General features: G+C 46.5%; 24 protein-coding genes. 17 read left to right on the top strand and 7 right to left on the bottom strand.

Features of this window, described 5'->3' with window-relative positions:
- Positions 1 to 186: 186 nt before the first annotated feature.
- From BMW94_RS17505 to BMW94_RS17565, 13 genes are all read left to right on the top strand, one after another.
- Positions 187 to 1959 carry an ABC transporter ATP-binding protein gene (locus tag BMW94_RS17505; protein ID WP_091000300.1) on the top strand — a complete coding sequence of 591 codons (1773 nt, stop codon included), beginning with the start codon at positions 187 to 189 and terminating at the stop codon, positions 1957 to 1959.
- A complete protein-coding gene (locus BMW94_RS17510; protein WP_091000301.1) occupies positions 1956 to 3806 on the top strand; it encodes an ABC transporter ATP-binding protein in 1851 nt (616 codons plus the stop codon). The genes BMW94_RS17505 and BMW94_RS17510 overlap by 4 nt, the downstream gene beginning before the upstream one ends.
- Positions 3807 to 3942: 136 nt before the next feature.
- Positions 3943 to 5130, top strand: coding sequence for a formate-dependent phosphoribosylglycinamide formyltransferase (purT, locus tag BMW94_RS17515; RefSeq protein WP_091000302.1), 1188 nt, complete (start codon positions 3943 to 3945; stop codon positions 5128 to 5130).
- Positions 5120 to 5578 carry a GNAT family N-acetyltransferase gene (locus tag BMW94_RS17520; RefSeq protein ID WP_091000303.1) on the top strand — a complete coding sequence of 153 codons (459 nt, stop codon included), beginning with the start codon at positions 5120 to 5122 and terminating at the stop codon, positions 5576 to 5578. Before purT ends, BMW94_RS17520 begins: the two co-directional genes overlap by 11 nt.
- 349 nt (positions 5579 to 5927) lie before the next feature.
- Complete coding sequence (locus BMW94_RS17525; RefSeq protein ID WP_175480746.1) at positions 5928 to 6737, top strand: CAP domain-containing protein; 810 nt, start codon at positions 5928 to 5930, stop codon at positions 6735 to 6737.
- A 249-nt stretch (positions 6738 to 6986) separates the two neighbouring features.
- Entirely contained in the window at positions 6987 to 7853 is an 867-nt protein-coding gene (locus BMW94_RS17530) for a GDSL-type esterase/lipase family protein (RefSeq protein ID WP_091000305.1), read from the top strand.
- Positions 7854 to 8819 (top strand): ABC transporter ATP-binding protein, encoded by a 966-nt coding sequence (locus BMW94_RS17535; protein WP_139209362.1) that lies wholly within the window; start codon positions 7854 to 7856, stop codon positions 8817 to 8819. It begins immediately after the preceding gene.
- A complete protein-coding gene (locus BMW94_RS17540) occupies positions 8812 to 9801 on the top strand; it encodes an ABC transporter permease (protein WP_091000306.1) in 990 nt (329 codons plus the stop codon). Before BMW94_RS17535 ends, BMW94_RS17540 begins: the two co-directional genes overlap by 8 nt.
- Before the next feature lie 76 nt (positions 9802 to 9877).
- Entirely contained in the window at positions 9878 to 11857 is a 1980-nt protein-coding gene (gene parE, locus BMW94_RS17545) for a DNA topoisomerase IV subunit B (protein WP_091000307.1), read from the top strand.
- Between the two features lie 12 nt (positions 11858 to 11869).
- A complete protein-coding gene (gene gyrA, locus BMW94_RS17550; RefSeq protein WP_091000308.1) occupies positions 11870 to 14332 on the top strand; it encodes a DNA gyrase subunit A in 2463 nt (820 codons plus the stop codon).
- Positions 14333 to 14561: 229 nt separating this feature from the next.
- Complete coding sequence (locus tag BMW94_RS17555) at positions 14562 to 14999, top strand: MarR family winged helix-turn-helix transcriptional regulator (protein ID WP_063563171.1); 438 nt, start codon at positions 14562 to 14564, stop codon at positions 14997 to 14999.
- A 241-nt stretch (positions 15000 to 15240) separates the two neighbouring features.
- Entirely contained in the window at positions 15241 to 15687 is a 447-nt protein-coding gene (locus tag BMW94_RS17560; protein ID WP_091000309.1) for a MarR family winged helix-turn-helix transcriptional regulator, read from the top strand.
- Positions 15684 to 17195, top strand: coding sequence for a DHA2 family efflux MFS transporter permease subunit (locus BMW94_RS17565; protein WP_091000310.1), 1512 nt, complete (start codon positions 15684 to 15686; stop codon positions 17193 to 17195). Before BMW94_RS17560 ends, BMW94_RS17565 begins: the two co-directional genes overlap by 4 nt.
- A gap of 111 nt (positions 17196 to 17306) precedes the next feature.
- Here the strand turns inward: BMW94_RS17565 and BMW94_RS17570 are convergent, their stop codons facing one another.
- From BMW94_RS17570 to BMW94_RS17580, 3 genes are all read right to left on the bottom strand, one after another.
- Positions 17307 to 17651: an MGMT family protein gene (locus tag BMW94_RS17570; RefSeq protein WP_091000311.1), complete on the bottom strand. Its 345-nt coding sequence runs from the start codon at positions 17649 to 17651 to the stop codon at positions 17307 to 17309.
- 121 nt (positions 17652 to 17772) lie between these two features.
- On the bottom strand, positions 17773 to 18507 hold the full coding sequence (locus tag BMW94_RS17575) for an RluA family pseudouridine synthase (protein WP_091000312.1): 735 nt from the start codon (positions 18505 to 18507) through the stop codon (positions 17773 to 17775).
- The gene (locus tag BMW94_RS17580; RefSeq protein WP_091000313.1) at positions 18507 to 19370 is read right to left on the bottom strand and encodes a class I SAM-dependent methyltransferase; all 864 of its coding nucleotides are present in this window, start codon (positions 19368 to 19370) and stop codon (positions 18507 to 18509) included. The genes BMW94_RS17575 and BMW94_RS17580 overlap by 1 nt, the downstream gene beginning before the upstream one ends.
- 262 nt (positions 19371 to 19632) lie before the next feature.
- Between BMW94_RS17580 and BMW94_RS17585 the strand changes: the two genes are divergently transcribed.
- From BMW94_RS17585 to BMW94_RS17595, 3 genes are read left to right on the top strand one after another with little or no spacing between them, the layout of a single operon-like run.
- Positions 19633 to 20085, top strand: a complete 453-nt coding sequence (locus tag BMW94_RS17585; protein ID WP_091000314.1) for a flavodoxin — start codon at positions 19633 to 19635, stop codon at positions 20083 to 20085.
- Positions 20086 to 20091: 6 nt separating this feature from the next.
- A complete protein-coding gene (locus BMW94_RS17590) occupies positions 20092 to 20895 on the top strand; it encodes a hypothetical protein (protein WP_091000315.1) in 804 nt (267 codons plus the stop codon).
- A 52-nt stretch (positions 20896 to 20947) separates the two neighbouring features.
- Positions 20948 to 21514: a nitroreductase family protein gene (locus BMW94_RS17595; protein ID WP_091000316.1), complete on the top strand. Its 567-nt coding sequence runs from the start codon at positions 20948 to 20950 to the stop codon at positions 21512 to 21514.
- A gap of 22 nt (positions 21515 to 21536) precedes the next feature.
- Here the strand turns inward: BMW94_RS17595 and BMW94_RS17600 are convergent, their stop codons facing one another.
- From BMW94_RS17600 to BMW94_RS17615, 4 genes are all read right to left on the bottom strand, one after another.
- Positions 21537 to 22994 carry a 4-hydroxyphenylacetate 3-hydroxylase family protein gene (locus tag BMW94_RS17600; RefSeq protein WP_091000317.1) on the bottom strand — a complete coding sequence of 486 codons (1458 nt, stop codon included), beginning with the start codon at positions 22992 to 22994 and terminating at the stop codon, positions 21537 to 21539.
- Between the two features lie 200 nt (positions 22995 to 23194).
- Positions 23195 to 23347, bottom strand: coding sequence for a DUF1540 domain-containing protein (locus BMW94_RS17605; RefSeq protein WP_090807335.1), 153 nt, complete (start codon positions 23345 to 23347; stop codon positions 23195 to 23197).
- Positions 23348 to 23752: 405 nt separating this feature from the next.
- A complete protein-coding gene (locus BMW94_RS17610; protein WP_091000318.1) occupies positions 23753 to 25216 on the bottom strand; it encodes a HAMP domain-containing sensor histidine kinase in 1464 nt (487 codons plus the stop codon).
- A complete protein-coding gene (locus BMW94_RS17615) occupies positions 25201 to 25887 on the bottom strand; it encodes a response regulator transcription factor (RefSeq protein WP_091000319.1) in 687 nt (228 codons plus the stop codon). Before BMW94_RS17615 ends, BMW94_RS17610 begins: the two co-directional genes overlap by 16 nt.
- Positions 25888 to 26078: 191 nt before the next feature.
- Between BMW94_RS17615 and BMW94_RS17620 the strand changes: the two genes are divergently transcribed.
- On the top strand, positions 26079 to 26798 hold the full coding sequence (locus tag BMW94_RS17620) for a YceI family protein (protein WP_091000320.1): 720 nt from the start codon (positions 26079 to 26081) through the stop codon (positions 26796 to 26798).
- The last annotated feature ends 148 nt before the right edge of the window (positions 26799 to 26946 follow it).

Raw genomic sequence — 26946 nt, forward strand, 5'->3', positions numbered from 1 at the left:
AACAACCTGAAAGGAAGAGAATATTCAAACATTTGATTGATAGGAGGGTATCTACCTCCCTGAATGACGCATTAAGGTGAAAGTAGCCTGAATATGGTCGCTTATTCGCTTTGCCGCGAACGGGGGACGGTGATAAACTTCATAAATGTTCATACTGTTTTTGAACGACATAAGAGGAGGAGAGACATGGATGTTCTCAGGCAATTGCAGATCTTTTTCTGGGAGAAGCGCACGTATTTATTTTTATCGATCTTATGCCTCGCCATAGCGACCGCGCTTGGATTGGTGTATCCGAACCTGCTCAGGATACTGATTGATGACGTCATCACTCCGCGCAATTTTGAAGACGTTCCCAAACTTGCTTTAACGGTATTAGGTGTCGTTATTTTGAAAGCGGGAATGCAATTTTTACACGGTCTTTTTGGAGGGCGTCTCGGAAACTTCCTGGCGTACCGACTTCGTAACGCTTGTTACGAAAAGCTTCAATTTTTATCCTTCCGGTATTACGACACGGCCAAAACGGGAGACTTGATGTCCCGCCTCACGGGAGATCTCGAAGCGATCCGCAACTTTATCGGATTTGGCTTCGCTCAAATTCTCAACATGGTTCTGATGGTCGTATTCGGCGCAATCATGATGATGACCATGAGTTGGAAGCTTACCTTGCTAACGCTCATATGTATTCCTCTGCTTGCCTTCGTTGCGTTGAGATTCGAATCCCGAATTCACCCTGCGTTCCAAGAAATGCGGCTGGCACTCAGCTCTCTGACGACAGCAGTACAGGAGAATATTACAGGAGTGCGTACTGTTAAGTCATTTGCACGTGAGCCTCACGAAGTGGAGAAGTTTTCCGTCCGCAACGAGCGTTACAAAACAAACCAGATTCATGCAGCAACATTATGGAGTCAATATTTTCCGATCATGGAGATTCTCGCTTCGGTCAGCGTAGTTCTTCTACTCCTCATTGGCGGAAACATGGTTATTCAGAAAACGTTAACACTCGGTGAACTCGTTGCCTTTTTCAGTTTGATCTGGTACATAATCGGTCCAATGTGGAACCTGGGTTTCCATATCAACAACTATACGCAATCCAAAGCATCGGGTGAACGGGTGTTGGAACTTTTGAATACGCCGGTAGATGTACAAGAGACAGAAGATCCGGTCATTGTAGAGGCTGATCAAGTCAAAGGGCATGTGGCCTTTGAATCCGTCACCTTTGCTTACGGCAATAAAATGCCGGCCGTGACTGATATTAACTTTGATGCGCCACCAGGCTCCGTCATCGGCTTCCTGGGAGGAACAGGCTCGGGTAAATCAACTATTATTCAGCTCCTGATGCGTGCATACAACGTGAACTCGGGCACCATCAAGCTGGACGGCAAAAATATTAAGGACATTGGCATTCGCAGCCTGCGGAGTCAGATTGCTTCGGTGTTCCAGGAAACGTTCCTGTTCTCGTCCAGCATTCGCAACAACATTTCATATGGACTCAAAAATGTAACCATGGACGAAATTATCCGCGCAGCCAAACTGGCCAAAGCTCATGAGTTCATCATGGAATTCCCTGAAGGATACGATACGGTTGTAGGGGAGCGTGGAATGGGCTTGTCGGGAGGACAGAAACAGCGGATTGCAATTGCTAGAGCTCTGCTGAAAAACCCGAAAATACTCGTTCTGGATGATGCAACAAGTGCAGTCGACATGGAGACAGAGCATGAAATTCAATCCGGATTCCAGGAAGTCATGCGTGGCAGAACGACGTTTATCATTGCGCATCGGATCTCTTCCCTGCGTCACGCAGATGAGATTTTGGTGCTGGATGAAGGACGGGTCGTTCAACGTGGCACGCACAAACGTCTCATTGAAGAGCCTGGGCCTTACCGGGACGTATATGAGATTCAATACGCAGATTATATTGCCCGCATTAAGCGGGAGGCTGGGGAGCAGGTGAATTCATGAGTGCCGAAACGGTAGCCGACAGGCGCGAGGTCAAAGACACCTCTGACAAGAAAATGAATGAACGTTTTGTATATCAGGACGACGAAATAATTGAAAAACCGTTTAACTGGCGTGAGTTTGGACGTTTGTTCTCTTACATGAAACCTTATGCAAGACAACTCTTGCCACTCATTATTCTAATGATGATTTTGGGTACCATTACGAAATTATCCGTTCCATTTTTGATCAGTTTGGCGATAGATAAAGCGATTGCACCTGCAACGGGGTCGCCAAGCTTGACGATGCTCTATATTATTGCTGGTTCTGTGCTTGTGTTATACCTGATCCAATGGGCGGCTAATACGTACCGAATCAAATTTACGAACATTATCGGGCAACGGGTCATTTATGATCTTCGCTCGGATTTGTTCAAACATATCCAGAAGCTGTCCTTTAACTTCTTTGATAAAAGACCTGCGGGCTCGGTATTGGTGCGTGTCACCAATGATATCAACTCCCTGCAGGATCTGTTCACCAACGGTGCGGTCAATGTCATGATTGACTGTGTGCAGTTGTTGGGGATTATCGTCATTTTGCTGTTGATTAACTGGAAACTGGGTCTTGCCGTAATCATCACGGTGCCAATCATGTTTATTATTTCGACCAAACTTCGTGTGTTAATCCGCCGTGCCTGGCAGGATGTACGTATGAAGAACTCACGCATCAACTCCCATTTGAATGAATCCATTCAGGGGATTCGTGTGACTCAGGCCTATACGCAGGAAAAAGAAAACATGAAGTATTTTGACAACATGAATTTGTCGAGCAAAAAATCATGGGATAGAGCTTCGGCCATGAACCAGGGCTTTGGTCCTCTGATTGAAATTACAGGCGGCTTCGGAACGTTAATTCTGTTCTGGTTTGGTGCTTATCTGATTCAAGAGGGGCAGCTGACCATCGGATTACTCGTAGCTTTTGCCAACTATGTGGGTAACTTCTGGGACCCGATCAACCGTCTGGGACAGATGTACAATCAGTTGCTCGTTGCCATGGCTTCCTCCGAACGGATCTTCGAGTTTATGGATGAGGAGCCCAGTATTGCAGATAAACCTGGAGCCAAGCCGCTTGCTTCTATTAAAGGAGATATTGTATTCGACAATGTGGTGTTTGAATATGAGAAGGGCAGACAGGCGCTGAAGGGAATCAGTTTCGCTGCAGATGCCGGACAATCGATTGCACTTGTAGGTCATACGGGTTCAGGTAAAAGTACCATTATCAATCTCATCAGCCGATTCTATGACATATCAGGCGGACGTCTCACTATTGATGGTCAGGATGTAAGGGATGTAACGGTTGAAAGTCTGCGGAGCCAGATCAGTATTGTGCTGCAAGATACGTTTATCTTCTCTGGCACCATTCGCGATAATATTCGTTTTGGACGACTGGATGCAACCGATGAAGAAGTGGAAGAAGCTGCGAAGGCTGTTAATGCCCATGAATTTATTATGAAGCTGCCGGGTGGATATGATACGGAAGTTGAAGAACGCGGGAATGTATTATCCATGGGACAGCGGCAATTGTTATCCTTTGCCCGTGCCTTGCTGGCCGACCCTCGAATCTTGATTTTGGATGAAGCGACTGCCAGCATCGACACCGAAACAGAGCTCAAAATTCAGGAGGCTTTGAAAGTGCTGCTGAAAGGAAGAACTTCCTTTATGGTGGCCCACCGTCTCTCCACGATCCGAAATGCGGATAACATCATCGTGCTGGATCATGGTGAAATCAAGGAAGAAGGAAACCATGAGCAGCTTATCCAGAAACAAGGAGTTTATAATGGGTTAATAGAAGCTCAATACAGATTTTTGTAAAAATTGATCGAAAAAACACAAAAAATCTTGTAAAATTCACAAGAAAAATAGGGAGCACTCTTGCATTCTTTAACCAAAACCCCGAAAATAGAGAGATAGATATAGAAGATTTCTCTTTGGGAGGATTGGAAAGAACATGTGGGGTGCTCCATTTTCGGCTCAAGCCAAAAAAATGCTGCTACTGGGCAGCGGAGAATTGGGAAAAGAGGTCGTTATTGAGGCCCAGCGACTGGGAGTAGAGACGATCGCTGTTGATCGTTACGAAAACGCACCTGCCATGCAGGTTGCACATCAGTCTTACTGCATCGACATGTTAAATGCCGAAGCTTTGAAACAATTGATCCGAAAGGAACAACCTCATTACATCGTACCTGAGATTGAAGCAATCGCTACAGAAGCTTTACTCGAGCTTGAGGAAGAAGGATTTTGTGTCGTTCCTACGGCCCGTGCTGCCCGTTTAACGATGGATCGCGAAGGCATCCGCCGTCTGGCAGCCGAACAATTGAACCTTCCGACAGCGGCCTATCTTTTTGCGGACAACCTGGAACAACTTCAGGAAGCTGTTCGTGAATTGGGTACACCATGCGTCATCAAACCACTAATGAGTTCTTCAGGCAAAGGGCAGAGTGTATGCCGCACACCGGATGACGTAGAGAATTGCTGGAACATTGCTCTTTCGGGAGCACGTGGCAAATCCGTACGTGTCATTGTGGAAAGCTTTGTGAAGTTTGACAGCGAAATTACGCTGCTCACGGTTAGATCTGTCTCAGGGACTGTATTTTGTCCTCCAATCGGTCATATTCAGAAAGATGGGGATTATGTCGAATCGTGGCAGCCTCACGCGATGACACCGGAGCAATGGGAGCAAGCTTGTCATATTGCCAAGTTGGTTACGGATGAACTCTGTGGTTATGGACTGTTCGGGGTTGAACTATTCCTGACATCAGATGGAGTTGTGTTCAGCGAGGTATCGCCTCGTCCGCATGATACAGGCATGGTTACTATGGTAACGCAAGATAGTTCCGAGTTTGCGCTGCATGTGCGTGCAATTCTTGGTTTTCCGGTCACAGATGTACATTTACTGACACCGGGAGCTTCAGCAACGCTGAAGGCTAATGATGAAACATCTGACTTTACTGTAGGCGGGATTGAAGAAGCACTGGCGTTTCCTCGTACTCAGGTTCGTGTATTTGGCAAACCTGAGACCAAAGTGGGACGCCGAATGGCCGTAGCGTTAAGTGCCGGTCAAGATGTGGAAGAAGCTCGTAAAACAGCGGTACAAGCCGCTAATATGCTGAAAGTGGAGGTAAATCATGTCCAATAATGTTGAGGCCCCTGTACTGATGATCCGAGAGTGTGAACTGCGAGATGCTGAAGCGGTAACGGGACTGATGCGAGAGGTCAGCTATCCGACAACAGCCAATGTCATGAAAGAGCGTATTGAATGTTTGGAAAGCAATCCAAACGCATGCATGCTTGTTGCCGAAGTGGATGAACAGATTATTGGTGTGATTGGCTTGCAATGTGTGCAAAGTCATGCCTATCCGGAACCTGCCGCACAAATTACATCCTTGATTGTAGGACAAGAACATCGTGGGGGAGGAATTGCCCGTCGTCTGATGGCTCGTGCCGAGGATTGGGGCAGACAGCAAGGTGGGAAACAATTGTTTGTCACCGGAGCGAACCGTGAAGTGACTTCAACAACCTATTCTTTCTACGAGCATATTGGTTTCCAGAAGAGAGGCTATCGTTTCAGTAAAGTCCTTCTATAGAAAAAGAGTTTTATTATATCGGGATCTTCACGTTTTTGGTGTGGTGAATGATAAACAGAAGATAAGTGGCATTCGGCGAGCTTTTTTTGTCCGGATGCCATTTTTTTATGCCGTATTATATGTGTGATGTACAGGATTTTAGTTGATATACCAGCGTTTTAAGAGCAAGCTGCAGGATATGGTGCAATGTACTATAAACCGTCCACACCTATTTGAAACAGGATTAAAAATGACAAAAAAGTTACTTTTCCATAATTTATGGGTTCACAATCTACTATTCAATTGATATACTCCAAGAGTATTAATTACAAAGTTGTCATAACTAATATTTCTAAGGAGATGAATGAATTTGAAGAAAAAATGGATGAAAACCGTGGTAACCAGCAGTCTGACAGCCGTACTCGCCGTAGGGGTTATGCTCCCTGCTTCCGCTTCTGCTGCAGATGCATCATATAAAACAACGACTAAAACTGCAACGTATAAAATTACGAGTGCGGAAAGCTTGAAAGCGTACATTGAACAATGGTTGAAAGATAATGGTTACACTGTAACCACTGGCGAAGGGCAAACAACAGTAGAGAAGCCTGCAACACAGCCTGATCAAACAACTAAACCTGATCAAACTACCAAACCTGCTCAACCGACAACACCTGCAAAACCGGTAACACCTGCAAAACCAACTCAAGAAGATAAACCGGCAACTACACCAGCCAAAGATCCTTCAAATAGTGGAACTGGAAATGGAACAACTACAGGCAACACAGGCAACAGTGGCAGCGAGAGCACACAATCGGATTTTGCAGCTCAAGTCGTAAAACTTGTGAATGCTGAGCGTGCCAAAGCTGGCCTGAGCGCATTGGCTTCCGATGCTCTGTTGGACAAAGTAGCTGTAGCCAAAGTTAAAGATATGAGCAACAACAATTATTTTGATCACCAATCACCGACCTATGGTTCTCCGTTTGACATGATGAAACAATTCGGAGTAACTTACAGCTATGCTGGCGAGAATATCGCAAAAGGGCAAAAAACACCTCAAGAGGTTGTTACAGCCTGGATGAATAGCGAAGGCCACCGTGCGAATATCCTGAGCAAAAACTTCACGAAAATCGGTGTTGGATACTACAACGGATACTGGGCTCAAGAATTTATCGGTAATTAATTTTATTTTATTGAATAATATTCCGATTTTAGTTCAAAAAAAGGTTATGTCGTCACAGTTCGAAGCTGTGCGTGACATAGCTTTTTTTTGTTAAAAGCATATTTGAAACTGAATTCTGCTTATTACAGCGGCAAAATTTGCAAATTAACGACAGAACATTTATGTTATTTAGAAAAAGCGTCATCTTAATGTAAAATCATTTTAAATTTTAAGTACCCGGCCAGGTGTACATGAGCGGAGATGTGATGAATGAAAAAAAGAAATCTTGATTCAGCGCCATGGATCTGGAGAACCATTAGCACAGTATCCATATTAACAACATTGCTGCTGTTATTTGGATTTGGATACGCCATTAAAGACGTCATTTTTCCTGAGGGAAATGCCCAATTAGATACAGGACAGCAAACAACGACACCTGCCAAAGATAATGGACAATCCACGCCTGCGGTGAAGGATGGCAAAATTCGAATGGCTGTGATCGGTGATTCCTTGGCAAGAGGTACGGGGGATGATGAAGGGCTTGGATTTGTAAGACGGGCAGGGAATTTGCTCAAAGATCAGGGATATGATGTACAAGTGTTGAACAATATGGGTGTGAATGGTTTGAGAACAGACGCATTGTTGAACAAGTTAGATGAACAGGGCGTACGTTATGTCTTACAACAATCCAACTTTATTCTGTTGTCGATTGGAGCCAATGACCTATTCCAGGGCGGACAGGTTCTTCAGGGAGAAGACACGCCAACGGCAGAGACACTTACTGCGGCATTACCGGAGACGTCGAAGCGTTTGCAGGAGATTTTGAAGAAAGTGAAAGAAATTAACCCTGATGCACAGATTGCCTACATAGGGCTATACAATCCGTTTGGGGATGTGAAAGAACTCAAAGAGCCGGGAAATGCGGTTGTAACTGCATGGAACGATGCTGCAATGAAGGTTCTGAACAACGAGGACAAAATGACACTTGTGCCTACATTTGATCTGTTTGAAAATCATCTGGGACAGTATCTGTCGTCAGATCATTTTCATCCCAATGGAGAAGGCTACGAGCAAATTGCCGTTCGGATTGCACAGGAATATCAGGCAGAGACTCCAGCAGAAGGGAGCGGAAAATAAATGGCACAAGAACAGACTGATTCCGTATTGTCCGTGCAGCATCTGAAGAAAAAGATTGGACGCAAATGGATCATTAAGGATGTCACTTTTGATGTTAAACCAGGCGAGATTTTCGGTTTTCTCGGACCGAATGGTGCCGGGAAGACAACAACCATTCGAATGTTAGTTGATCTGATTAAACCGACAGAAGGTAAAATTCAAGTCTGTGGATATGATGTCAATCGTGATCCTGAACGGGCCTTGAAATATGTCGGTTCTATAGTTGAAAACCCGGAAGTGTACACGTATTTGACCGGATGGGAGAATCTTGAGCATTTTGCCCGTATGCAGCCAGGGGTGGATAATGACCGTATTCAGGAAGTTGTCGATATTGTACGCCTCGATCAGCGGATTCATGATAAAGTAAGAACTTACTCTCTGGGGATGCGTCAACGGCTTGGCATTGCACAAGCTTTGCTTGGACGGCCGCGGCTGCTGATTTTGGATGAGCCAACGAACGGACTTGATCCCAAAGGGATTAAGGAACTCCGCATCTTTATCAAACAGCTTGCGAGCGAAGGCATGGCAGTATTCGTCAGCAGTCATTTGCTCAGCGAAATCCAGCTTCTCTGTGACAGGGTGGCGATTATCAGTGCAGGGCGCGTGCTTGCAGTTGGCGGTGTCAATGAACTAATTGAGGACCATTCCAAATTGGCAATATGGCATGTTACTCCGCTGGAGGAAGGTAAAAAAATGCTGCTGAATGCAGGCATTTCCCTGGTGGATCGGCCTGCTGATGTTATGGACGATACCATTGTTGCAGGGCTTGGTCCGAATGCTGTCGTTGCTGAAATGCATGAAGAGCGGATTGCGGCTCTGGTGCAGCAAATGGTGCAAGCCGGAATTCAGGTTGAAGGTGTGCAGCGGATTCAGCCTACGCTGGAACAGCTATTCTTAAAAATGACAGAAGGTGAATCCATTGAGTAACATCATGCCGCTGATCCGAAACGAAACGATTAAGATGGTAAAGAAGAAACGTCTTTATATTATTTTTATCGTACTCGCGGTCCTGGTTCCGATGTTTACGTATGCCCAGATGAAATCTGCGGAAAATAATCGTGACAAGTTTGGCGGCGATTGGCGGCTTGAACTGCAACAGGCCATTACGGATAATCAGAACTCGCTTGGCAGTGACCGGGTACCTGAAGAATATAAAAAGTACAGGACTGTGTACATTCAGCAAATGCAATACTATCTGGAGAATGACATCAATCCCAAGGAGCCTGGCGGTGTAACTTTTACACGGGAATTCATGAATAACGCCGTTGGACTGTTTATCCCGCTGCTCATTATGGCAATCGCTTCGGATCTGGTATCCGGTGAGCGCACCACAGGAACGATTAAAATGCTTCTGACCCGTCCGGTCAAACGTTGGAAAGTGCTGCTGAGTAAGCTCATAACGCTGATTATGTTCGTGTCGATTATTGTGGTGTCGGCGTACATTATCTGTTATGTCATCTCGGGAGCGGTGTTCGGATATAAAGGTTTCGGCATGCCGATCTTTACCGGGTTTAAGGTTGTGGGCACAGATGTCGATATGTCGGCAGTCCATGCTGTGGACCAATGGCTGTACATGCTAATGCAGGCAGGGCTGATCTGGTTTGTCAGTATTATTGTGGCAATGCTTGCCTTCATGGTCTCTGTATTAGTGCGAAGTACAGCTGCAAGTATTGTTATCATGATGGCAGCTCTCATAGCAGGGACGATTCTCACCAGTATGGCCGCATCCTGGCAGTCAGCCAAATATTTGTTTATGGTTAACCTCGAACTTCCAGATTATTTGTCGGGCGGATTACCACCAATTGAAGGGATGAATTTGGGTTTTTCCCTTATTGTGCTTAGTGTTTGGGGCATCGCTTCACTCTTTGTGTCATTCATTGTCTTTACGAAACGGGATATCTTGAATTAAAATGGACAAGGATAAGAAAACATCTGTTTGCATTTCAGGCATTTTTTTAGTTGCAAGTTAAGAAGGGGGAGCATGAATGGTCGAGCAAATCGATATGTCGGCAGGTTCGACAGGCGGAGGACATGGGTCTTCAGGCTACGACGCGGACGACATTCAAGTACTTGAAGGACTGGTAGCGGTACGGAAACGGCCGGGGATGTACATCGGCAGCACCAGCTCTTCGGGTCTACATCATTTGGTATGGGAAATCGTGGATAACGCTGTCGACGAACATCTCGCCAAATTCTGCTCCAAAATCGATATCACGCTGCATAAGGACGGTTCTGTTACAGTTCAGGATAACGGAAGGGGAATTCCGACAGGTATACATAAAACAGGGATTCCTACTCCCCAGGTCGTGTTTACGATTTTGCACGCAGGCGGAAAGTTCGGTGGATCAGGATATAAAAAATCCGGCGGTTTGCACGGTGTAGGTGCGTCAGTTACAAACGCATTGTCCGAATGGCTTGAAGTCGAGATTTTCCGTGATGGCAAGATTCATCGTCAACGATTCGAGTATTGGCAGGACAAAAAAGGCGTTGAGCATGTCGGAGAACCGGTGTCTGGTCTCGAAGTATTGGGCAATACCAATCGAACGGGAACAAAAGTTACGTTTAAACCGGATATTCGGGTGTTTCAGAGCGGCATTCAATTGAATTATGATACACTGGCAGAACGTCTTCAGGAGATTGCTTTTCTGAATTCGGGTCTGAGAATTGTACTCAAGGACGAACGTTCAGGCAATCAGGATGAGTACATGTACGAAGGCGGAGCAAGCCAGTTTGTTGCTTTTCTTAACGAAAATAAAGATGTGCTGCATGATGTCATTCACTTCTATGCGGAGAAGGATGACATTGAGGTCGAAGTGGCGATTCAGTATAACGCGGGTTATACGGAAACGCTGGCGTCGTTCGTCAACTCGATTCCCACTAGGGGCGGCGGTACACATGAGACCGGATTCAGAGCAGCTTATACACGTGTGATGAATGATTACGCAAGGCGTACCAGCATGATTAAGGAAAAAGATAAAAACCTTGAAGGTAATGATTTGCGTGAAGGCATGATGGCTGTCATCAGTGTCAAAATGTCGGAGGTCGAATTCGTAGGACAAACGAAGGACCAACTCGGTAGCGCTTCCGCGCGAAGCGCAGTGGATTCTGTCGTGTCCGAGAACATCCAGCGGTTTTTGGAAGAAAATCCGCAGGTTGCGCAAACGTTGATTCGCAAAGCGGTTCAGGCCTCCAGAGCCAGAGAAGCTGCACGCAAAGCACGTGATGAGATGCGGACGGGCAAAAAACGCAGCGAAAGCTCCAACCTCAATGGCAAGTTGACTCCGGCACAATCGAAGGATTTTACCCGGAATGAACTGTTTATCGTCGAAGGGGATTCCGCAGGTGGTTCAGCTAAACAGGGACGTGACTCCAAGATCCAGGCGATACTCCCGCTTAAGGGGAAACCGCTGAATCCGGAAAAAGCAAAGTTGGCTGATATCCTCAAAAACGAAGAATACCGCGCCATTACATCGGCGATCGGGGCGGGTATTGGAACCGAATTCGCAGTTGAAGACAGCAATTATTCCAAAATCATAATTATGACGGATGCTGATACGGATGGTGCACATATTCAGGTACTATTGCTGACTTTCTTTTACCGCTACATGAAACCTTTAATTGATGCAGGGAAAATATATATCGCTCAGCCGCCATTATACAAACTCACACGCAAATCAGGCAAAATGGCTAGTGTACGTTATGCCTGGACGGATGAAGAGCTGGCGAATTACATGAAAGAATTTGGAACCAATGTGGAGCTCCAACGTTATAAAGGACTTGGCGAGATGAATCCGGATCAATTGTGGGAGACTACAATGAACCCGGAAACACGTGCATTGCTCAAGGTACAGATCGTTGATGCAGCGAAAGCGGAGCGTCGAGTATCTACGCTTATGGGTGATAAAGTTGATCCGCGCAAACGCTGGATTGTAGAGAACGTCGACTTTACAGAGTACGAAGAATAGAAGGTGCTTGGAATGAGTCTATCAGAACAATTTATGCCGGCCTTTCTCGAAGAGGTCGTAGGTGACCGTTTCGGTCGCTACTCCAAATACATTATTCAGGACCGGGCCATTCCCGATGTACGGGATGGATTGAAGCCGGTGCAGCGGCGTATTCTTTACGCTATGTACGATTCAGGTAATACACCCGAGAAACCATATCGGAAGTCCGCAAAAACGGTTGGGGATGTTATGGGTAACTACCATCCTCACGGGGATTCCTCCATCTATGATGGTATGGTACGGATGGCACAGCCATGGAAAATGGGGCATATGCTCGTGGACGGTCATGGAAACTGGGGATCACAGGATGATGACCCGGCAGCGGCCATGCGGTATACGGAGGCCCGTTTGTCGCCCATCGCATTGGAGATGCTTCGGGATATTGAGAAACGGACTGTTCTGTTTAAGGATAATTTTGATAATACGGCCAAAGAACCGGTTGTATTACCATCGCGTTATCCGAACCTGCTGGTCAATGGTGTAAGTGGGATATCGTCTGGCTTTGCAACGGAGATTCCTCCGCATAATTTGCGTGAAACCATTGATGCTTGTATTGCCGTGATGGAGAAGCCGTCGATTGAATTGGACGAGATCATGATGTTCATCAAAGGTCCGGATTTTCCGACAGGCGGATTAATTATGGGCGGCGACGGCATTCTGGATGCTTATCGCACAGGTAAAGGACGCATCTATCTCCGCTCCAAAACCGATATCGAGAATATGCGCGGTGGCAAACAGCAAATCGTGATAACCGAGATTCCATATCAGGTCGTAAAATCCCGTCTGGTTACAGCGATGGAGAACATTCGACTGGAGAAGAAGGTTGAAGGCATTGCTGAAGTGCGGGATGAGAGTGGGCGTGAAGGCCTGCGAATCGTGGTTGAGCTGAAAAAAGAAGCGGATGCGCAAGGTATTTTGGCTTATTTGCTGAAGAAAACCGACTTGCAGGTCACTTACAACTTCAACATGGTTGCGATTGTAAACAAAGCCCCTCAGCAATTGGGATTGAAATCAATCCTCGAGGCTTATATTGCCCATCAGCGTGAAGTTGTGACGTTCCGTACCCGCTTTGAGCTGGAGAAGGCGGAAGACCGTGCACATGTGCTGGAAGGTCTGGTAAAAGCTCTTAACATCCTTGATGAGGTCATTGCGGCTATTAAAGCGTCGAAGAACCGTCAGGATGCTCAAAATAACCTGATGTGGATGTTTGGTTTCTCCGAACGGCAGGCGGATTCCATTCTGACTTTGCAATTATACCGATTGACCAATCTGGAGATTACTTCTCTGGAAAAGGAACTCGGCGAGCTGATGAAAAAGATTGCGCAATTACGCTCCATTCTGGATAGTGACCGCAAGCTGATCGGAGTCATCCGCAAAGAGCTGATGGAGATTCGTGAGAAATACGGCATTGACCGTCGCTCAGCCATTCAGGGCGAAGTAGAAGAACTCAAGGTTAATCTGGAAGTGCTGGTGAACGCCGAAGATGTATTTGTCACCTTGTCCAAAGAGGGCTACATCAAGCGTACAGGCATGCAATCATTCACACGCTCCGGCGGGGAACGTAACGCAAGTGGTGTGAAGGAAGGCGATTATATCGCTCAGGTCCTTGAAGTGAACACGCTTGAGAACCTGCTGGTATTCACGAAGAAGGGCCAGTATTTCATGTTGCCTGTGCATCAGGTACCGGAATTCAAGTGGAAAGATCCAGGTACGGCGATCGTCAACGTCATTCCTCTTGCAAAGGATGATCGCATCTCAAGTGTGCTTGCCGTGAAATCCTTCGAAGAACCGGACCACAGCCTGGTCTTTGTCACCCGCAAAGGACAGGTGAAACGTACCGAGCTGAAGGAATACGTCACCAAGCGTTCCGGCGCAGTAGCCGCATGCAAAGTTGGTAAGGATGATGAGGTATTATCCGTTCATCTAAGTACAGGTGACAAGGACATCATGCTGATCACCAAAGAAGCCATGGCCATCCGGTTCCGTGAGGATGAAGTGAATCCGATGGGACGTGTGTCTGGAGGCGTACGGGGTATTCAGTTAAAAGAAACGGATGAAGTCGTATCTGTTCTGTGGGTGGAAGGCGATGAAGGCGAGGTTGCTATATTGTCTGACTTGGGTTATGGCAAACGCTCGTTGCTGCTGGATTATGCTCTGCAGAGCCGTGGCGGTAAGGGACTGGCAACATTTGAGTTCAAGGAAGGCAAACGGGTAAAACCAAACGGCAGTCGAATTGCCGGAGCTTTCTATTGCCGGGAACAACGGAACGTAACGGTGATGACCAAGGAAGGTCAATCACATCACATTTCTTCCGAAGCTGTGCCTATTACTGAACGGAAACATATCGGTAAATTGCTTGTGCATGTGGACAAACAGGATGAAATTGTGGAGCTTATTATGGATCTCGCAGAGAATCAGACAGCTTCTTCTTCCTAATAAGAATTCAACTAAGACTCTTTGCAACGCAGGGAAACCTGTCATGTGAAGAGTCTTATTTTGTTGTTCGGACGCGGATTAAAAGAGGACCTCCATGCGAAGTTTAACAACCTTCGTCGATTACGGTCGATCGCTGGGAAATTGAAAAAAGGCAGCAGGAATGCGGCTTTGAAGGGCGAAAACTTAAGCAGGTGAAGTGATAACCGGTTGCAGAGAGGAGCGATTCAAGATGTATAATTCTGATTTTGCCAAGTGCTGGTCGAGGCTGACCAAGGACTACAAGCTGCATATGGATCATGAGCTGGCACCGTCGTTAACAGAGGCGCAGCTGGCTGTACTGGAGGTTCTTGAGGATCACGAGAAGATGAAACCATCCGATCTGATTCCTTTTCTGGCTACAACACCTGCAGCAGTAACGATGTTGTTGGATCGTATGGAGAAAAACGGACTGATTCGCCGGGATCGGGATGATCAGGATCGACGAATTGTATGGGTATCCCTATCTGATAAGGGACGCATGGAGACCGAACGGGGAATCACCATTCGCAATGAATTTATGAATTCGGTGCTCAGCAATATTTCAATGCATAACCAGCAGTTGCTGGTTTATCTATTAGGTAAAATGACGACACCAAAAACAAAAGAGCATGCCTTGTCCACATCTTAATGATGTTGGACGGACGAATAATAGTAACCATGGAACTCTTGCTGAACATGCAGGAGGGCTGTGGTTATTTTTTATTGATGTGTACTTTAAAGAGTTTTGTCTGCTTTAACGGGCTAAGAATAATCTCTAAAATTTTATATGTAAAGAGTTGACTATGTAAATATTTTTGTTATAATAAATAATTGTTCCCCTGATATTTCGTGTACGAAATATTATATTCCATAAGTAAAAGGGTGAATTAATGTCTGACACATACGAAGTATTCTACATTATTAATTCGTTTCGGCAGGTCAATCAACTGCTCTTCCGGGCATTCTGGAATGAAAACAAGGAAATTGAGCTCACTTCGATTCAATTTATGGTGTTATCCATTTTGAAGGAGCGCCCTTCGATCGGTATCAATGAAGTGGCTGAACTCTGTCATATGGGCAGCAGCTCCATGAGCGCTGTGGTCGAGCGTCTGGTCAAGGGTAAGTACATTGTTCGAACGCGATCCGACTCGGACCGTCGATCCGTAAAGCTTCAAATTACGGACAAAGGAGAACAGGCTCAGGAGGAAACACACCGTTTGTGGATGGAGCGAGTGTCACCTATTCTGGATATTCCGAAGGAAGACCTTGAGCACCTGCTAAGAATTCATAATCAAATGATTGAAAAGTTAGAAGGAAGAGAGATGAACGACCAATGAGTACTACTGCAGCAGCAGCGCCATCCTCAGCGATGGACAACATTAAGAAAGGCCCGATTGTGGCCGCATTGTTAATCGGTGCATTCGTCGCCTTCCTGAACCAAACTTTGATGAACGTAGCTCTTCCCAAAATTATGGAGGACCTCGGCATCGGCGCGAATAAAGCCCAATGGCTGACTACGGGTTATATGCTCGTCAATGGTGTGTTGATTCCGGTTACGGCGTATCTGATCGCCAAATTCTCGACACGTCAAATTTTCATTACGGCCATGACGCTCTTTACATTAGGAACCTTGGTCTGTGGTTTAAGTCCGAACTTTACCATCCTGATGGTCGGTCGTGTTATTCAAGCGGCAGGTGCAGGTATCCTGATGCCTCTGATGACCGTTGTATTCTTGACCATCTTCCCGATTGAGAAGCGTGGTCAGGCGATGGGTACGATGGGGATCGCGATGATCCTGGCCCCAGCCATTGGACCAACACTTTCAGGTTATGTGGTTGAGCATTATTCCTGGAGACTGTTGTTCTATATCATTTTGCCATTCTCCGTGATTGCAACTGCAATCGGTATTGCCTTTGTCAAAAACGTAACACGTCAATCCAAACCTAAATTGGACTATCCAGGTGTAATTTTATCCACACTCGGTTTTGGTAGCTTGCTGTACGGCTTCAGTGATGCGGGTACAGACGGATGGGGCAGTGCAATTGTAATTGCTTGTCTGGTCGTAGGGGCGTTATCCCTGATTCTGTTTGTGATTAGACAGCTGACAACCGATCATCCACTCTTGGAGTTCCGTATTTTCAAGTACAATATGTATACATTAACAACGATTATTAACATGCTCGTTACGATGGCGATGTTTGCAGGTATGATTTTGCTTCCAATTTTCCTGCAAAATATTCGTGGATTCTCACCGATTGAATCCGGTTTGCTGATGATGCCGGGCGCCATCTTGATGGGGATTATGTCTCCAATCACTGGTCGCATCTTCGATAAAGTCGGAGCACGCTGGTTGTCCGTTGCCGGTCTTGCCATTACCGCCGTCACAACTTGGGGGCTCAGCCGCCTGTCGATCGACACTACTTATGGATACATGATGTTTATCTACACAGCTCGTATGTTCGGTATGTCGATGTTGATGATGCCAATTCAAACAGCGGGTCTGAATCAGCTGCCACAGCGTCTAAATGCACATGGTACAGCGATGTCCAACACACTGCGTACGGTTGCAGGTGCGATTGGTACAGCGATTCTCGTTACAATTATGAGTAGCAAGCTGAAATCCCATCTGGCAGATACCCTGGCTACAGGACAAATCGCTACAGATGATAAGGCTGCAATGCTTCGTGCTACCGCAGATGCAACAATCTATGGTGTAAACTATGCGTTTATTATAGCGACCGCGATGACTGTAGTTGCTCTGCTGCTGGCGTTCTTTATCCGTAAAACAAAACCGGCTACTGAACCTATTACAACTGAGCAGCAAAAAGTGAACGCAACAGCATAAATCAATCTAGATTACTGTTATTATTCTTTCAATAAAGGTCTTATATATACAAAGAGAGTTCAGGCAGATCACACTGCTTGAACTCTCTTTTTGTTATGCCTTGTGTTGACTTTAATCTTCTTCGGTCGACGAATCAAGGAGGAAGATAGGACCAGGATCATGACCGAAGAGTCTGAGGTTGATGCTTCCATCCATCTGAAATTCAACACCCTCGCTAACAAGATCCGTCTCCTGCATCAGGCGTGAATGCTCGTCGGGAATGGAGATCAGACCTTTGGCGTTGACGACGCGGTGCCAGGGAAGGCGTTCCTTCCGGCTCATGGAGTGCAGAATGCGCACGACCTGTCTGGCGGCTCTTGGGCTGCCTGCATGAGCGGCGATCTGTCCATAGGTCATGACTTTTCCTTCAGGGATTGCTGCGATGATAGCGACGACCTGTTTCGTAAACGGTGTCATAAAAGTGGGTCTTCCTTTCCATTGGAGTAAAAAACCGTGCCATTCAGATAAGGAATCTGGATGACACGGTTTACGGTCAGATTTGACCTGATCCTGTGAATGATTATTTTAAGTTTATCGATTAATATTCCGCTTTAAATGCTTTATCATATACAGCAGCCGGCCACTCTGCCCATGGGAATTCACGGGGAGGCAGGGATTGGAGGACAATTTCTTCCTTCGTTACCGGGTGGGGAAAAGCAGCGATGGCAGACCAGAGAGCGATTTGTTGTCCAGGTTTATTCACGCCTGCACCGTACTTTTGATCTCCGAACAGCGGACAGCCGATTTCTTTCATTTGGACCCGAATCTGATGTGATCTGCCTGTGTGCAGCTCGATGTGAACCAGGCTGTAACGGTCGGTTTCGCCGATGACCCGGTAATCCAAAACAGCATCTTTACCACCAGCTGTGCCCTTAGGCACAACGGTGACGGTATTGGTACGCGCATCTTTCAGCAGCGTGTGTTTTAACGTCCCGTGCTGTGCAGGCAGCTTGCCATGTACAACAGCCGCATATATTTTGCGGAAATGACGTCCCCGAACCGTCTCGGATAATCTTGAAGCCGCCTTCGATGTTTTGGCAAAAATCATCGCACCACCAACGGGGCGGTCAAGACGATGTACTAATCCGAGATAAACGTTGCCAGGTTTGTTATAGCGTTCTTTCAAATCCTGTTTCAGCAGTGTAAGCAAATCCGGATCACCTGATGCATCTTCCTGGGTAGGTACATTGACCGGTTTCGTAATGCCTAACAAGTGATTGTCCTCAAACAGAATCGGAATATTTCCCGTTGTTTGCGAATGTTCGGACATCATCAGGACTCCCAGCGGCCCAAGATGCCGCATGGCAGATCCAGACCACTACGGGTAATGGGAAGACCAATTTCACCTGCTGTAATTTGACCGCCGTATTGGGCAGACATCGTCATTGTTAGCATGTTGCGCAGAACGGTAGACGAAATACCGGTTGTATAGGAATTGACCAGCATGAATAATGGGTTATCCGACAAGATTTCCATACACGATTTCAGGAAAGGGTAGAGGTTCTCTTCCAGCTTCCATGTCTCTCCGTTAGGGCCGCGGCCATAAGAAGGCGGGTCCATAATAATGGCGTCATACCGATTGCCGCGACGTTGTTCGCGCTGTACAAATTTGAATACATCATCTGTTATGAAACGAACAGGACGATCCGCGAGGCCAGATAATTGAACATTCTCTTTGGCCCACTGTACCATGCCTTTAGCTGCATCCACGTGCACAACTGAAGCTCCGGCATAAGCAGCAGCAACGGTTGCACCACCTGTATACGCAAACAGGTTCAATACAGAGATGGGACGGCCTGCTCCAGCAATTTTATCCATCATCCAGCTCCAGTTAGCCGCTTGTTCTGGGAACAGACCGGTATGCTTGAAGCTGGTTGGTTTAATATGAAATTTCAGGTTTTCGTATCCGATGGTCCAGCGTTCCGGGATCGGTTTTTTCATGTCCCAGCTGCCGCCGCCCGAAGAACTGCGGTGATAATGGCCGTGAACCTGGCGCCATTCATTGGTTTCTGTTTCAAGGGGCCAAATGATCTGTGGATCGGGTCTGCGTAAAATCACATCGCCCCAACGCTCCAGCTTTTCGCCTCCTCCTGTATCGATTACTTCATAGTCCTTCCAGTTCTTTGCTACGTACATAATGATTTATCCATCCTTCAAAAGTCATTTGGATACTATTGTACAACAAAAAAGGGCCTGTACGCCAGTTGCGGTGGGAGCCTGAAAGGGTGAATTGCTTAATATCGTGTTGAATTTGGTACATCCCCATATACTGAAATGTAAATCGAGTGAAAATTTAATTTGACAATGATAATCATTATCACATATGATTTTGATAAATTCAAATGTTACTTCTTCAGGAACAGTATGACATGATCAATAAAAAGTGAGGGAAAAATAGATGGCTAAATTGTTAGTGGCTTATGCAAGTATGACAGGAAATACGGAAGAGATTGCGGAACTGATCGTCGAAGGAATTAAACAAGGTGGACATGAAGTGGATCTCAAGTCCGTAACGGATTGCAATGCAGCTGATGTGCTTGATTATGACGCGTTTCTCATTGGAGTATACACGTGGGGAGACGGTGAACTGCCGGATGAATTCCTCGATTTTTACGAAGAGCTGGATGAGCTAGATCTGAGTGGCAAACGGGCAGCGGTGTTCGGAAGCGGGGATACTTCTTACGAGCAGTACTGCGGAGCCGTTGATCTCGCGGCAGCGAAGCTGGTGGAACGTGGGGCGGAGGTATCTCCAGAGATGCTGAAGATTGAATACAGTCCGATGGAGCAGGAGAAGGATACGTGCCGTGACTTTGGCAAACGTTTTGCTGCTGCCGGATTACAGGTGTCCTAAGAACTGATGTTAAGACATAATGTTCAGGCAGCTTTGCAGCCGGGAATGTCAGACACCCCGGTACGGCTGCTTGAAGATTACAGATTGGAAGAGATGCTGCGCAGCCCGCATCGGTTCATCCGCCCGGAACCGGAGGCTGAACAGCCCTCTCCGCTGCAATGGAGACACCGTGTACAATATGCAGTCAGCCATGCAGTCAATGCTTTTTACAGTTTGGACCCGGAAGTGCGCAAAGAGGTGCCTGTACAGTATTTGCTCGAAAAGTGGTGGCCTAGAAAGGCAACCGGATTCGAATCCGTACTTCATTACTGGGATGTAAAAAACAAAATTACGGATGAATTATCCCTTGCAATTGCCATGAACGATGATTTGAAGCATCCGACCATTCTATTTGAACAATGGAGAACGGAGCTTCCTTCCTTGTCGATGCATCTGTCCATGATCTTTCAGGCGGCTTGGCAGCCAGAGGGCTGGGATTCGCTGCTCATCCAAAAATATATGGTTGTCCATGATCCAAACGTCGTTGAGGCGTTCCAGCATATGGTGAGCGTATTCTGCTGGGAAGCATTTGGCAAGCTGCCAGGCATGATCGAAATCTATTGTTTGCTTGAAGGTCGCAAGATTCGATATATCCCGGGACGTCAATCCCTTGTCCGTTCGATGGATTATATTCGACTGATTCGTGATAGCATTCCGAGCGAAGAGAAGGTGGAATCTGACCAATTTACCGTTCGGGACAAAGCCAGAGTGCATGAAGAGGTCGATCGGTGGAGAAGTGAGAATGAACCGAGAAAAAACTGGTTGATGTGAAGAATGACAAGGGATGTTGTGAACTATCGTGCATATTGAGGAGGGATGAGCCATGTCTACCGGTTTGAGACAAGATGCAGCAAGCGGCAAGAAACGTACAGGAACTTGTGAATTCAGCCCGTTGCCTGTACCACAGTCGGTGATAAGACGGTTGCTGGACGAAGCAGATCCATCTTTATATGTGATGAGTTCAGAGCCTTGGCGGTTTATGTTGTTCGCGAGTGAAGGACGTCAACTGTATCTGGAGGCGGTCAGACAGAGTTACCCACCACATTTGGCAGATCGTTACGGGGACTGGGCTACATATCAATATACAGAAGCTATTCCTGCACATCTGGTTGTTGTCGCCCCTTCAAGTGCCAGGGAGGATCATTTATTGCCTGCAAAAGCCTGGAGCAAACGTTTTTGCATCCTGGCAGCGGAACAAGGCTTGAATGCGGTCTGGAAGATCAATGATTATCAACAGCATCCCGTGTTTATGAATTTGATGGGTTTAACGTGTGAGGAAAAGGTATTGGGTGTATTCCACATCGGTTACGGAGACCAGTCTGCACTTCGGGACAACGACGCAGGCAGACCAGCCTCTGAACTGATGACGGTCTACGACCATCTGGTTTAAACGAAGGGATCATTCCTCATTCTTATTTGCCGGTTTTGGCAATAAAATTACGAACGAGTTGACGATACGATTGATCTACGGAGCATGCTGAATACATCCGGTTCGACACGGTGATTGAGTTGCCAAAAAAGAACCGTTCGAACTGGGTCTGTCTGCCTCCGAAAGATCCTGCTCCAAGCTCCCAGATTAGGCGGAACAATGCTGTGCGTTCCTGAGATACCATGTCGGTTCCTCTAAGGTACGTATCCAGGTGAGGCGCGATATCGGAGCGGAATTCTTCTTCCTGAGGCACCATAATTACGCCGCTGGAACCCAAGAGCTGCAAGATTTCAATCATCTCTGGATACAGTTTGGGGAATAAAAGGTTTGCTGCCATTAACGGTTTGGAGGCAGGTATTATAAATCCCCGTCCATCGGATATAGCACCGGCTTCTGCTGCCAGAGCCAGTGCTTTTAACGTTTCAAGACCCGCGAGTACCCTCGCTGTTTTCTCTACTACATGCGTTTCAGCAACTTGGTCGAGCGTGTCCGCGAGTAATTGGATGGTGCCCAGAACAAATTCCGTTTTGGCAATATACCGGCATATGACCTGATGTCCTGCGTGAATGTGAAAATGGCTTCCGCTAAAGAGGCGGCCGGACATTTCTTCATTACCAGCGAAAAATATCCGTTCATGGGGAACAAGCACGTGATCAAAAATGACGATGTTATCCATCTCTTCATACCTGGAACTGAGTGGATAGTTGAAATTGGATTCGGCTGCGTAGGTATCCCGGCAGATCAGGCTAATTCCAGGCAGGTCATTCGGTACAGCAAAGGCAAAAGCGAACGGATTTTCATCTTCGAACGGTGCCGGTGAAGGGGATGGATACACCAGGATTTCGTCTGACGTGGCGGCCTGAGTGGCCATCATGAATGCACCATTGATGATCAGACCTTCTTCAGTGCGATCAACCACTTTGGCGGCAATGGCATCTTCGGTCGCGTCCAATTGTCCTGAAATTTTACTGGCATGAGGCTGGATAAAGGCATGGGAGAGAGTAATGTCATTATCCCGGCAGTAGGCATAGTAGTTTCTCAAATTTTCGGCGTATTGTGGTGATACTTCTTCAAGAATATCTGCTCCAGTATAAAAGGCCATAATTGCTGTGTTCATATAATCCGGTGATCGTCCCAGAAAACCATGGTGAGTCCCTGACCAAATGTTCATGGCTTCTCGGCGTCTGCGCAGGTCATCCACACTGGTTGGAGGCAGAAAGGACATACCGACTGGTTTTCCGTCAGCTGGGGATGCATAAGTCATCGTATCAATCAAATGCGGATCGGACTGAAGATCGTACAGCTTCGCTTGTGTCTGCATCAAACCTGCAAACGCAAAATGTTCAGAACGTTTTCCAGTAACAAGCTCTCCTTTGTACCAGCATGGGACCGTCTGGGCATCGATACGTTCGATATACTGTTTGCCACTTTTTACGGGCATCGTTACTCACCTCTATGATCTATTCGTTCATGGGCAGTTTGACTGCTCTCGTAGTGTACGTTAATAGGCAGTCCAATGTGCATGAAGAGAGGGAGTTCAGATTTTGCAGAAAAGAGCTTGATAATAATTATCATTCTTGCTACAATAGAAAAAGAAAAAGGAACCGCAAGGGCTCCTTTAACTTGTACAATTTGAATTTGTTATTTTACTTCAAATGTTTTGCAATCCGTTTCAGCGGATTCACTTACTTTTTTGGAACTGTGACTCACGATGTAGATGGAAGATGCGTTGCATTTGTTCTCTTCAGCCCAGTGACGACAGGAATTAACCTCGCATAATACGTCTTTTGCCATGATTGATAACCTCACTTTAATTGGATTACAGTCGTTGGTATAAAAGAACATCCGGAGATGGCAAGTTGCCGCTTGCAATCTGGAGAATTTTTCGCTCTCTCGAGTAAATAGAGAGCTTTTTTGCGTTATACACAACGATGCATATTTAGAATAGCAAATTTTGTTACGGCTTGCAACAAATTGGACGGACCTTACGCAAAATGATGGACAATTCAGGTATACTTTGCAAAGAGGCCGTCTTATGTTATGATTTAATAGTAATAATTACGATTAAAATTGTTAATTATGAATGAGAATGAATCGATTCGATTTAACGTTTTATATATGAATATAGCAACCACTCTCACATAATGAATAGCCCGGTTCCTATGAAGGATGCCGGGCACATGCAGACATCGTGTCCTGCTACGCGTTAGCCGTTGCGCGGTAAGATGGTTCTATCTCTGTTTTTTCAGGACCAGACCATCGTGGCAAAGTTAAGGTGAAAAGGCTGCCTTCAGGACTGCTGGAGGTCAGGGATAGCTCCCCTCCCTGGGCTCGAGCAAGCAAGCGGCTATAGGTCAGTCCCAGACCTAGCCCACGGGTACGGCGTTTTTTGATCTCGCCACGGTAGAAACGTTCGAAGATCTTGGGTTGATCGTCTTTGGTGATACCCGTACCGTTATCCTGCACATCAACAAACAGGTTGTCCTCCTCTGCACGCAAATGGATATGAAAGACGGCAGCTTGGTCGGAAGCGGCTGCTTGCAGTCCGTTATTGAGCAGGTTGACAATGATCTGCTGAATCCGAAGGGTATCACCGATGGTATAGAGCGTACCCGAAGGTGTATGCAATTCAATTTCGGGAGACTTGTCCTCATAAGCGATTTTCCACTGATAGATAATCTCACCCACCAGCAAATTCAAATCTATGCGTTCCCGACGAACAGCAACACTTCCAGCGCTCATCGCATTGTAATCCAGCAGGTCAGCGACCATACGTTCCATACGTTCGGATTCTTTGAGTGCGATGTCCAGAAATTCCTTCGCTTCCTCCGGACTGACGATATCGTCCCGGACAGCCATCACAAGTCCTTTAATGGACGTTACCGGTGTTTTCAATTCATGGGTTACCCCAGCAAGTGACAGGGCACGCCATTCCTCCAATTGCTGCAAACGAATGGACATCTCGCGAAAAGATTCGACGAGTTCATTCATCTCCCGTTCCCGTGTGTTCAGATCCAAATTGACTTCATAGTTTCCGTTTCGAATCTGCTCCGCGGCATGGGCGACCTGGCGAATAGGCCTGGAGAGCTTGCGGGACAGGAGGTAGATGGTAAACCAACCACACAGGATTAAAGCGACAAACAGGATGCACACCAGCAGCATCGTTTCCGGATTGTATGCAATGGACTTTTTGGATTGCATGACCCACACTTTACCGAGCGTCTGATCGTCATCTGTGACGTTAACCGTAACCCCGGCGAATTTTTTGTTTCTTGGTTCGCGCAGGTCGTCAGACAGCCGATAATACACATCCTGCTGCGTCATGTTTGGTTTGGAATAAATCAATTGATTATTGTTGTCGAGTACCATAATACAAAAGTAATTATCTGTATTAAAAAGCTTGGTACGCTTGTCCACGAGTCTGTCCAGATCCGGGGGAATATGCAGTTTGTTTTCTGTGCCAGTTACCTTCTCGGCGATTTCTAGACCTAATAGTTGGGCCGTTTTAAGCCCTTTTTCAATGGAAGTGGTTCTGATCCAGTAAAGTGCCCCTGCAACAATAATGGTAAAGCCGATGCAGAGGATTAGAAAATAACGAAGCGTCCAGTAAGACAGAATGGATGTTTTACGTTTCGGTGTATTTCGTTTTAGTTGGCGATCCAAAATTGATACCCCATTCCCCGTAAAGTCCGGATTTCTCCCGTTTCCGGCAGCCAGTGGGATAACGCCTGACGCAGCCGTTTGATCGACAGGTCCACAGCCCGGTCACTTCCGTCATAGTCCATGCCCCATACCTGTTCAATCAGATGATCCCGGGTAAATGTGCGGTTGGGGTATTCCGATAGAAACAGGAGCAGTGACAAATCACGTGGTGTAAGTGCAACCTCAGCACCGTTCAAAAGTACCTGTTTGGCAGCCAGATCAATGACCAGATTGCCGAAATAACGTTTGCCTTCACCTTCTGCTGTCCAGTGTGGGTTGCGGCGAAGCACAGCATTAACCCTGGCGACTACTTCCTCGGGCACAAAGGGTTTGCTCATATAATCGTCCGCACCGGCATTCAGCCCATTCAGGCGGTCCTGAATATCATCCAGTGCGGTTAGCATGATGACGGGACAAGCACTTTTTTCGCGGATGATTCGCAGCAGATCCCAACCGTCCATTCCGGGCAGCATCACATCCAGCAATACCAGAGAAGGCACATCTGAATCAAATAGAGTTAGGGCAGTGGGTCCATCCGCTGCATGACGAACGTCGAATCCCGCTTTTCGAAGATAGGCAGCCAGCACACGGGCGATAGCTTGTTCATCTTCGACGATGAGTATGGATTTCAAGAAGGTGTCTCCTTTCACTTCAGAAGCTTGTGTACTGATTTTACATGAGCGGAAGCACAATGCCAATGAGGCAATTATTTTCAGAAAAAAATGCGTTGTATGTCATTTCTTGACGTCATCCTGACACATTGGGCTGTTAAGATGCTGATAAATAACCAACTTATACAGTTACCCATTGGAGGAAAATAGAGATGAATAAAAAGACAAAAACATGGATGATCTCAGGGGCGGCAGCAATTGTTATTCTTGGAGGCGGAGGGTATTATTTCGCAAACAGTTACCTGGGCAATAACGTTGAGATTGAACAGGTGCTTCCTGCCAGTACCGCCGCGTCCACAACGGAAGCCGGATCGGACAGTGGTACAAGCGTATCCAACGATGCAGCGCGAGCAGAGCAACTGAATGGAGACTGGAGCATCAGCGAAGGTTCAAAAGTATATTTCTCGGTAACGACATCACAGGAAACCGTCAATTTTGCCGACGAGCAGGTGAGTGGTAACCTGACCCTTAATGTAGACGATGCGTCCCAGATGAAGGCGAATGGACAGATCGAGATGAGTGACATTGATTCAGGCAATAGCCAGCGGGATGGACATGTGAAGGGGGCTGATTTCTTCGATGCAAGCACTTATCCACAAGCTACATTTAAGGCTACCTCATTTGAAGGTGTACCCACGGAATGGCCGGCAGGACAGACTGTAGATTTTAAAATGAACGGAACCCTAACGGTAAAAGGGATTGAAAAAGAGGTAACGTTTGACGTAAAAGCTGCTTATGAAAATGACCAGGTGTTGTTGTCCGCCACAACGATGGTTACCTTTGAAGATTTTAGTATGGAGAATCCACATTCGGTCGTCCTTTCTACTGAAAATGACATTCAGGTCCAACTGGAGCTGAAGCTCAGCAAGTAAGCATTTGGGTATGTGAGGCTAAAATCTGTTCCAATCTGCCTAATGAGGCGGAGGGACAGATTTTTTCTGTTAAGAATGGGAATCCATCCGCGGTGAGCAAGGAATTACCATTCGATGTGTTAAAATAACTGCTGTTTCCTTGGCATAA

This window comes from Paenibacillus sp. OK003 (genome assembly GCF_900109515.1).
Lineage (GTDB): Bacteria > Bacillota > Bacilli > Paenibacillales > Paenibacillaceae > Paenibacillus > Paenibacillus marchantiae.

What these genes read in the sequence shown, in the direction of transcription:
- BMW94_RS17510 (WP_091000301.1), top strand. Translation starts at nt 1,956, where the DNA reads ATGAGTGCCGAAACGGTAGCCGACAGGCGCGAGGTCAAAGACACCTCT.
- BMW94_RS17595 (WP_091000316.1), top strand. Translation starts at nt 20,948, where the DNA reads ATGTCTACCGGTTTGAGACAAGATGCAGCAAGCGGCAAGAAACGTACA.
- BMW94_RS17535 (WP_139209362.1), top strand. Translation starts at nt 7,854, where the DNA reads ATGGCACAAGAACAGACTGATTCCGTATTGTCCGTGCAGCATCTGAAG.
- BMW94_RS17590 (WP_091000315.1), top strand. Translation starts at nt 20,092, where the DNA reads ATGTTAAGACATAATGTTCAGGCAGCTTTGCAGCCGGGAATGTCAGAC.
- BMW94_RS17575 (WP_091000312.1), bottom strand. Translation starts at nt 18,507, where the DNA reads ATGATGTCCGAACATTCGCAAACAACGGGAAATATTCCGATTCTGTTT.
- BMW94_RS17570 (WP_091000311.1), bottom strand. Translation starts at nt 17,651, where the DNA reads ATGACACCGTTTACGAAACAGGTCGTCGCTATCATCGCAGCAATCCCT.
- BMW94_RS17520 (WP_091000303.1), top strand. Translation starts at nt 5,120, where the DNA reads ATGTCCAATAATGTTGAGGCCCCTGTACTGATGATCCGAGAGTGTGAA.
- BMW94_RS17565 (WP_091000310.1), top strand. Translation starts at nt 15,684, where the DNA reads ATGAGTACTACTGCAGCAGCAGCGCCATCCTCAGCGATGGACAACATT.
- BMW94_RS17605 (WP_090807335.1), bottom strand. Translation starts at nt 23,347, where the DNA reads ATGGCAAAAGACGTATTATGCGAGGTTAATTCCTGTCGTCACTGGGCT.
- BMW94_RS17555 (WP_063563171.1), top strand. Translation starts at nt 14,562, where the DNA reads ATGTATAATTCTGATTTTGCCAAGTGCTGGTCGAGGCTGACCAAGGAC.
- BMW94_RS17600 (WP_091000317.1), bottom strand. Translation starts at nt 22,994, where the DNA reads ATGCCCGTAAAAAGTGGCAAACAGTATATCGAACGTATCGATGCCCAG.
- purT (WP_091000302.1), top strand. Translation starts at nt 3,943, where the DNA reads ATGTGGGGTGCTCCATTTTCGGCTCAAGCCAAAAAAATGCTGCTACTG.
- BMW94_RS17580 (WP_091000313.1), bottom strand. Translation starts at nt 19,370, where the DNA reads ATGTACGTAGCAAAGAACTGGAAGGACTATGAAGTAATCGATACAGGA.
- parE (WP_091000307.1), top strand. Translation starts at nt 9,878, where the DNA reads ATGGTCGAGCAAATCGATATGTCGGCAGGTTCGACAGGCGGAGGACAT.
- BMW94_RS17505 (WP_091000300.1), top strand. Translation starts at nt 187, where the DNA reads ATGGATGTTCTCAGGCAATTGCAGATCTTTTTCTGGGAGAAGCGCACG.
- gyrA (WP_091000308.1), top strand. Translation starts at nt 11,870, where the DNA reads ATGAGTCTATCAGAACAATTTATGCCGGCCTTTCTCGAAGAGGTCGTA.
- BMW94_RS17560 (WP_091000309.1), top strand. Translation starts at nt 15,241, where the DNA reads ATGTCTGACACATACGAAGTATTCTACATTATTAATTCGTTTCGGCAG.
- BMW94_RS17530 (WP_091000305.1), top strand. Translation starts at nt 6,987, where the DNA reads ATGAAAAAAAGAAATCTTGATTCAGCGCCATGGATCTGGAGAACCATT.
- BMW94_RS17620 (WP_091000320.1), top strand. Translation starts at nt 26,079, where the DNA reads ATGAATAAAAAGACAAAAACATGGATGATCTCAGGGGCGGCAGCAATT.
- BMW94_RS17585 (WP_091000314.1), top strand. Translation starts at nt 19,633, where the DNA reads ATGGCTAAATTGTTAGTGGCTTATGCAAGTATGACAGGAAATACGGAA.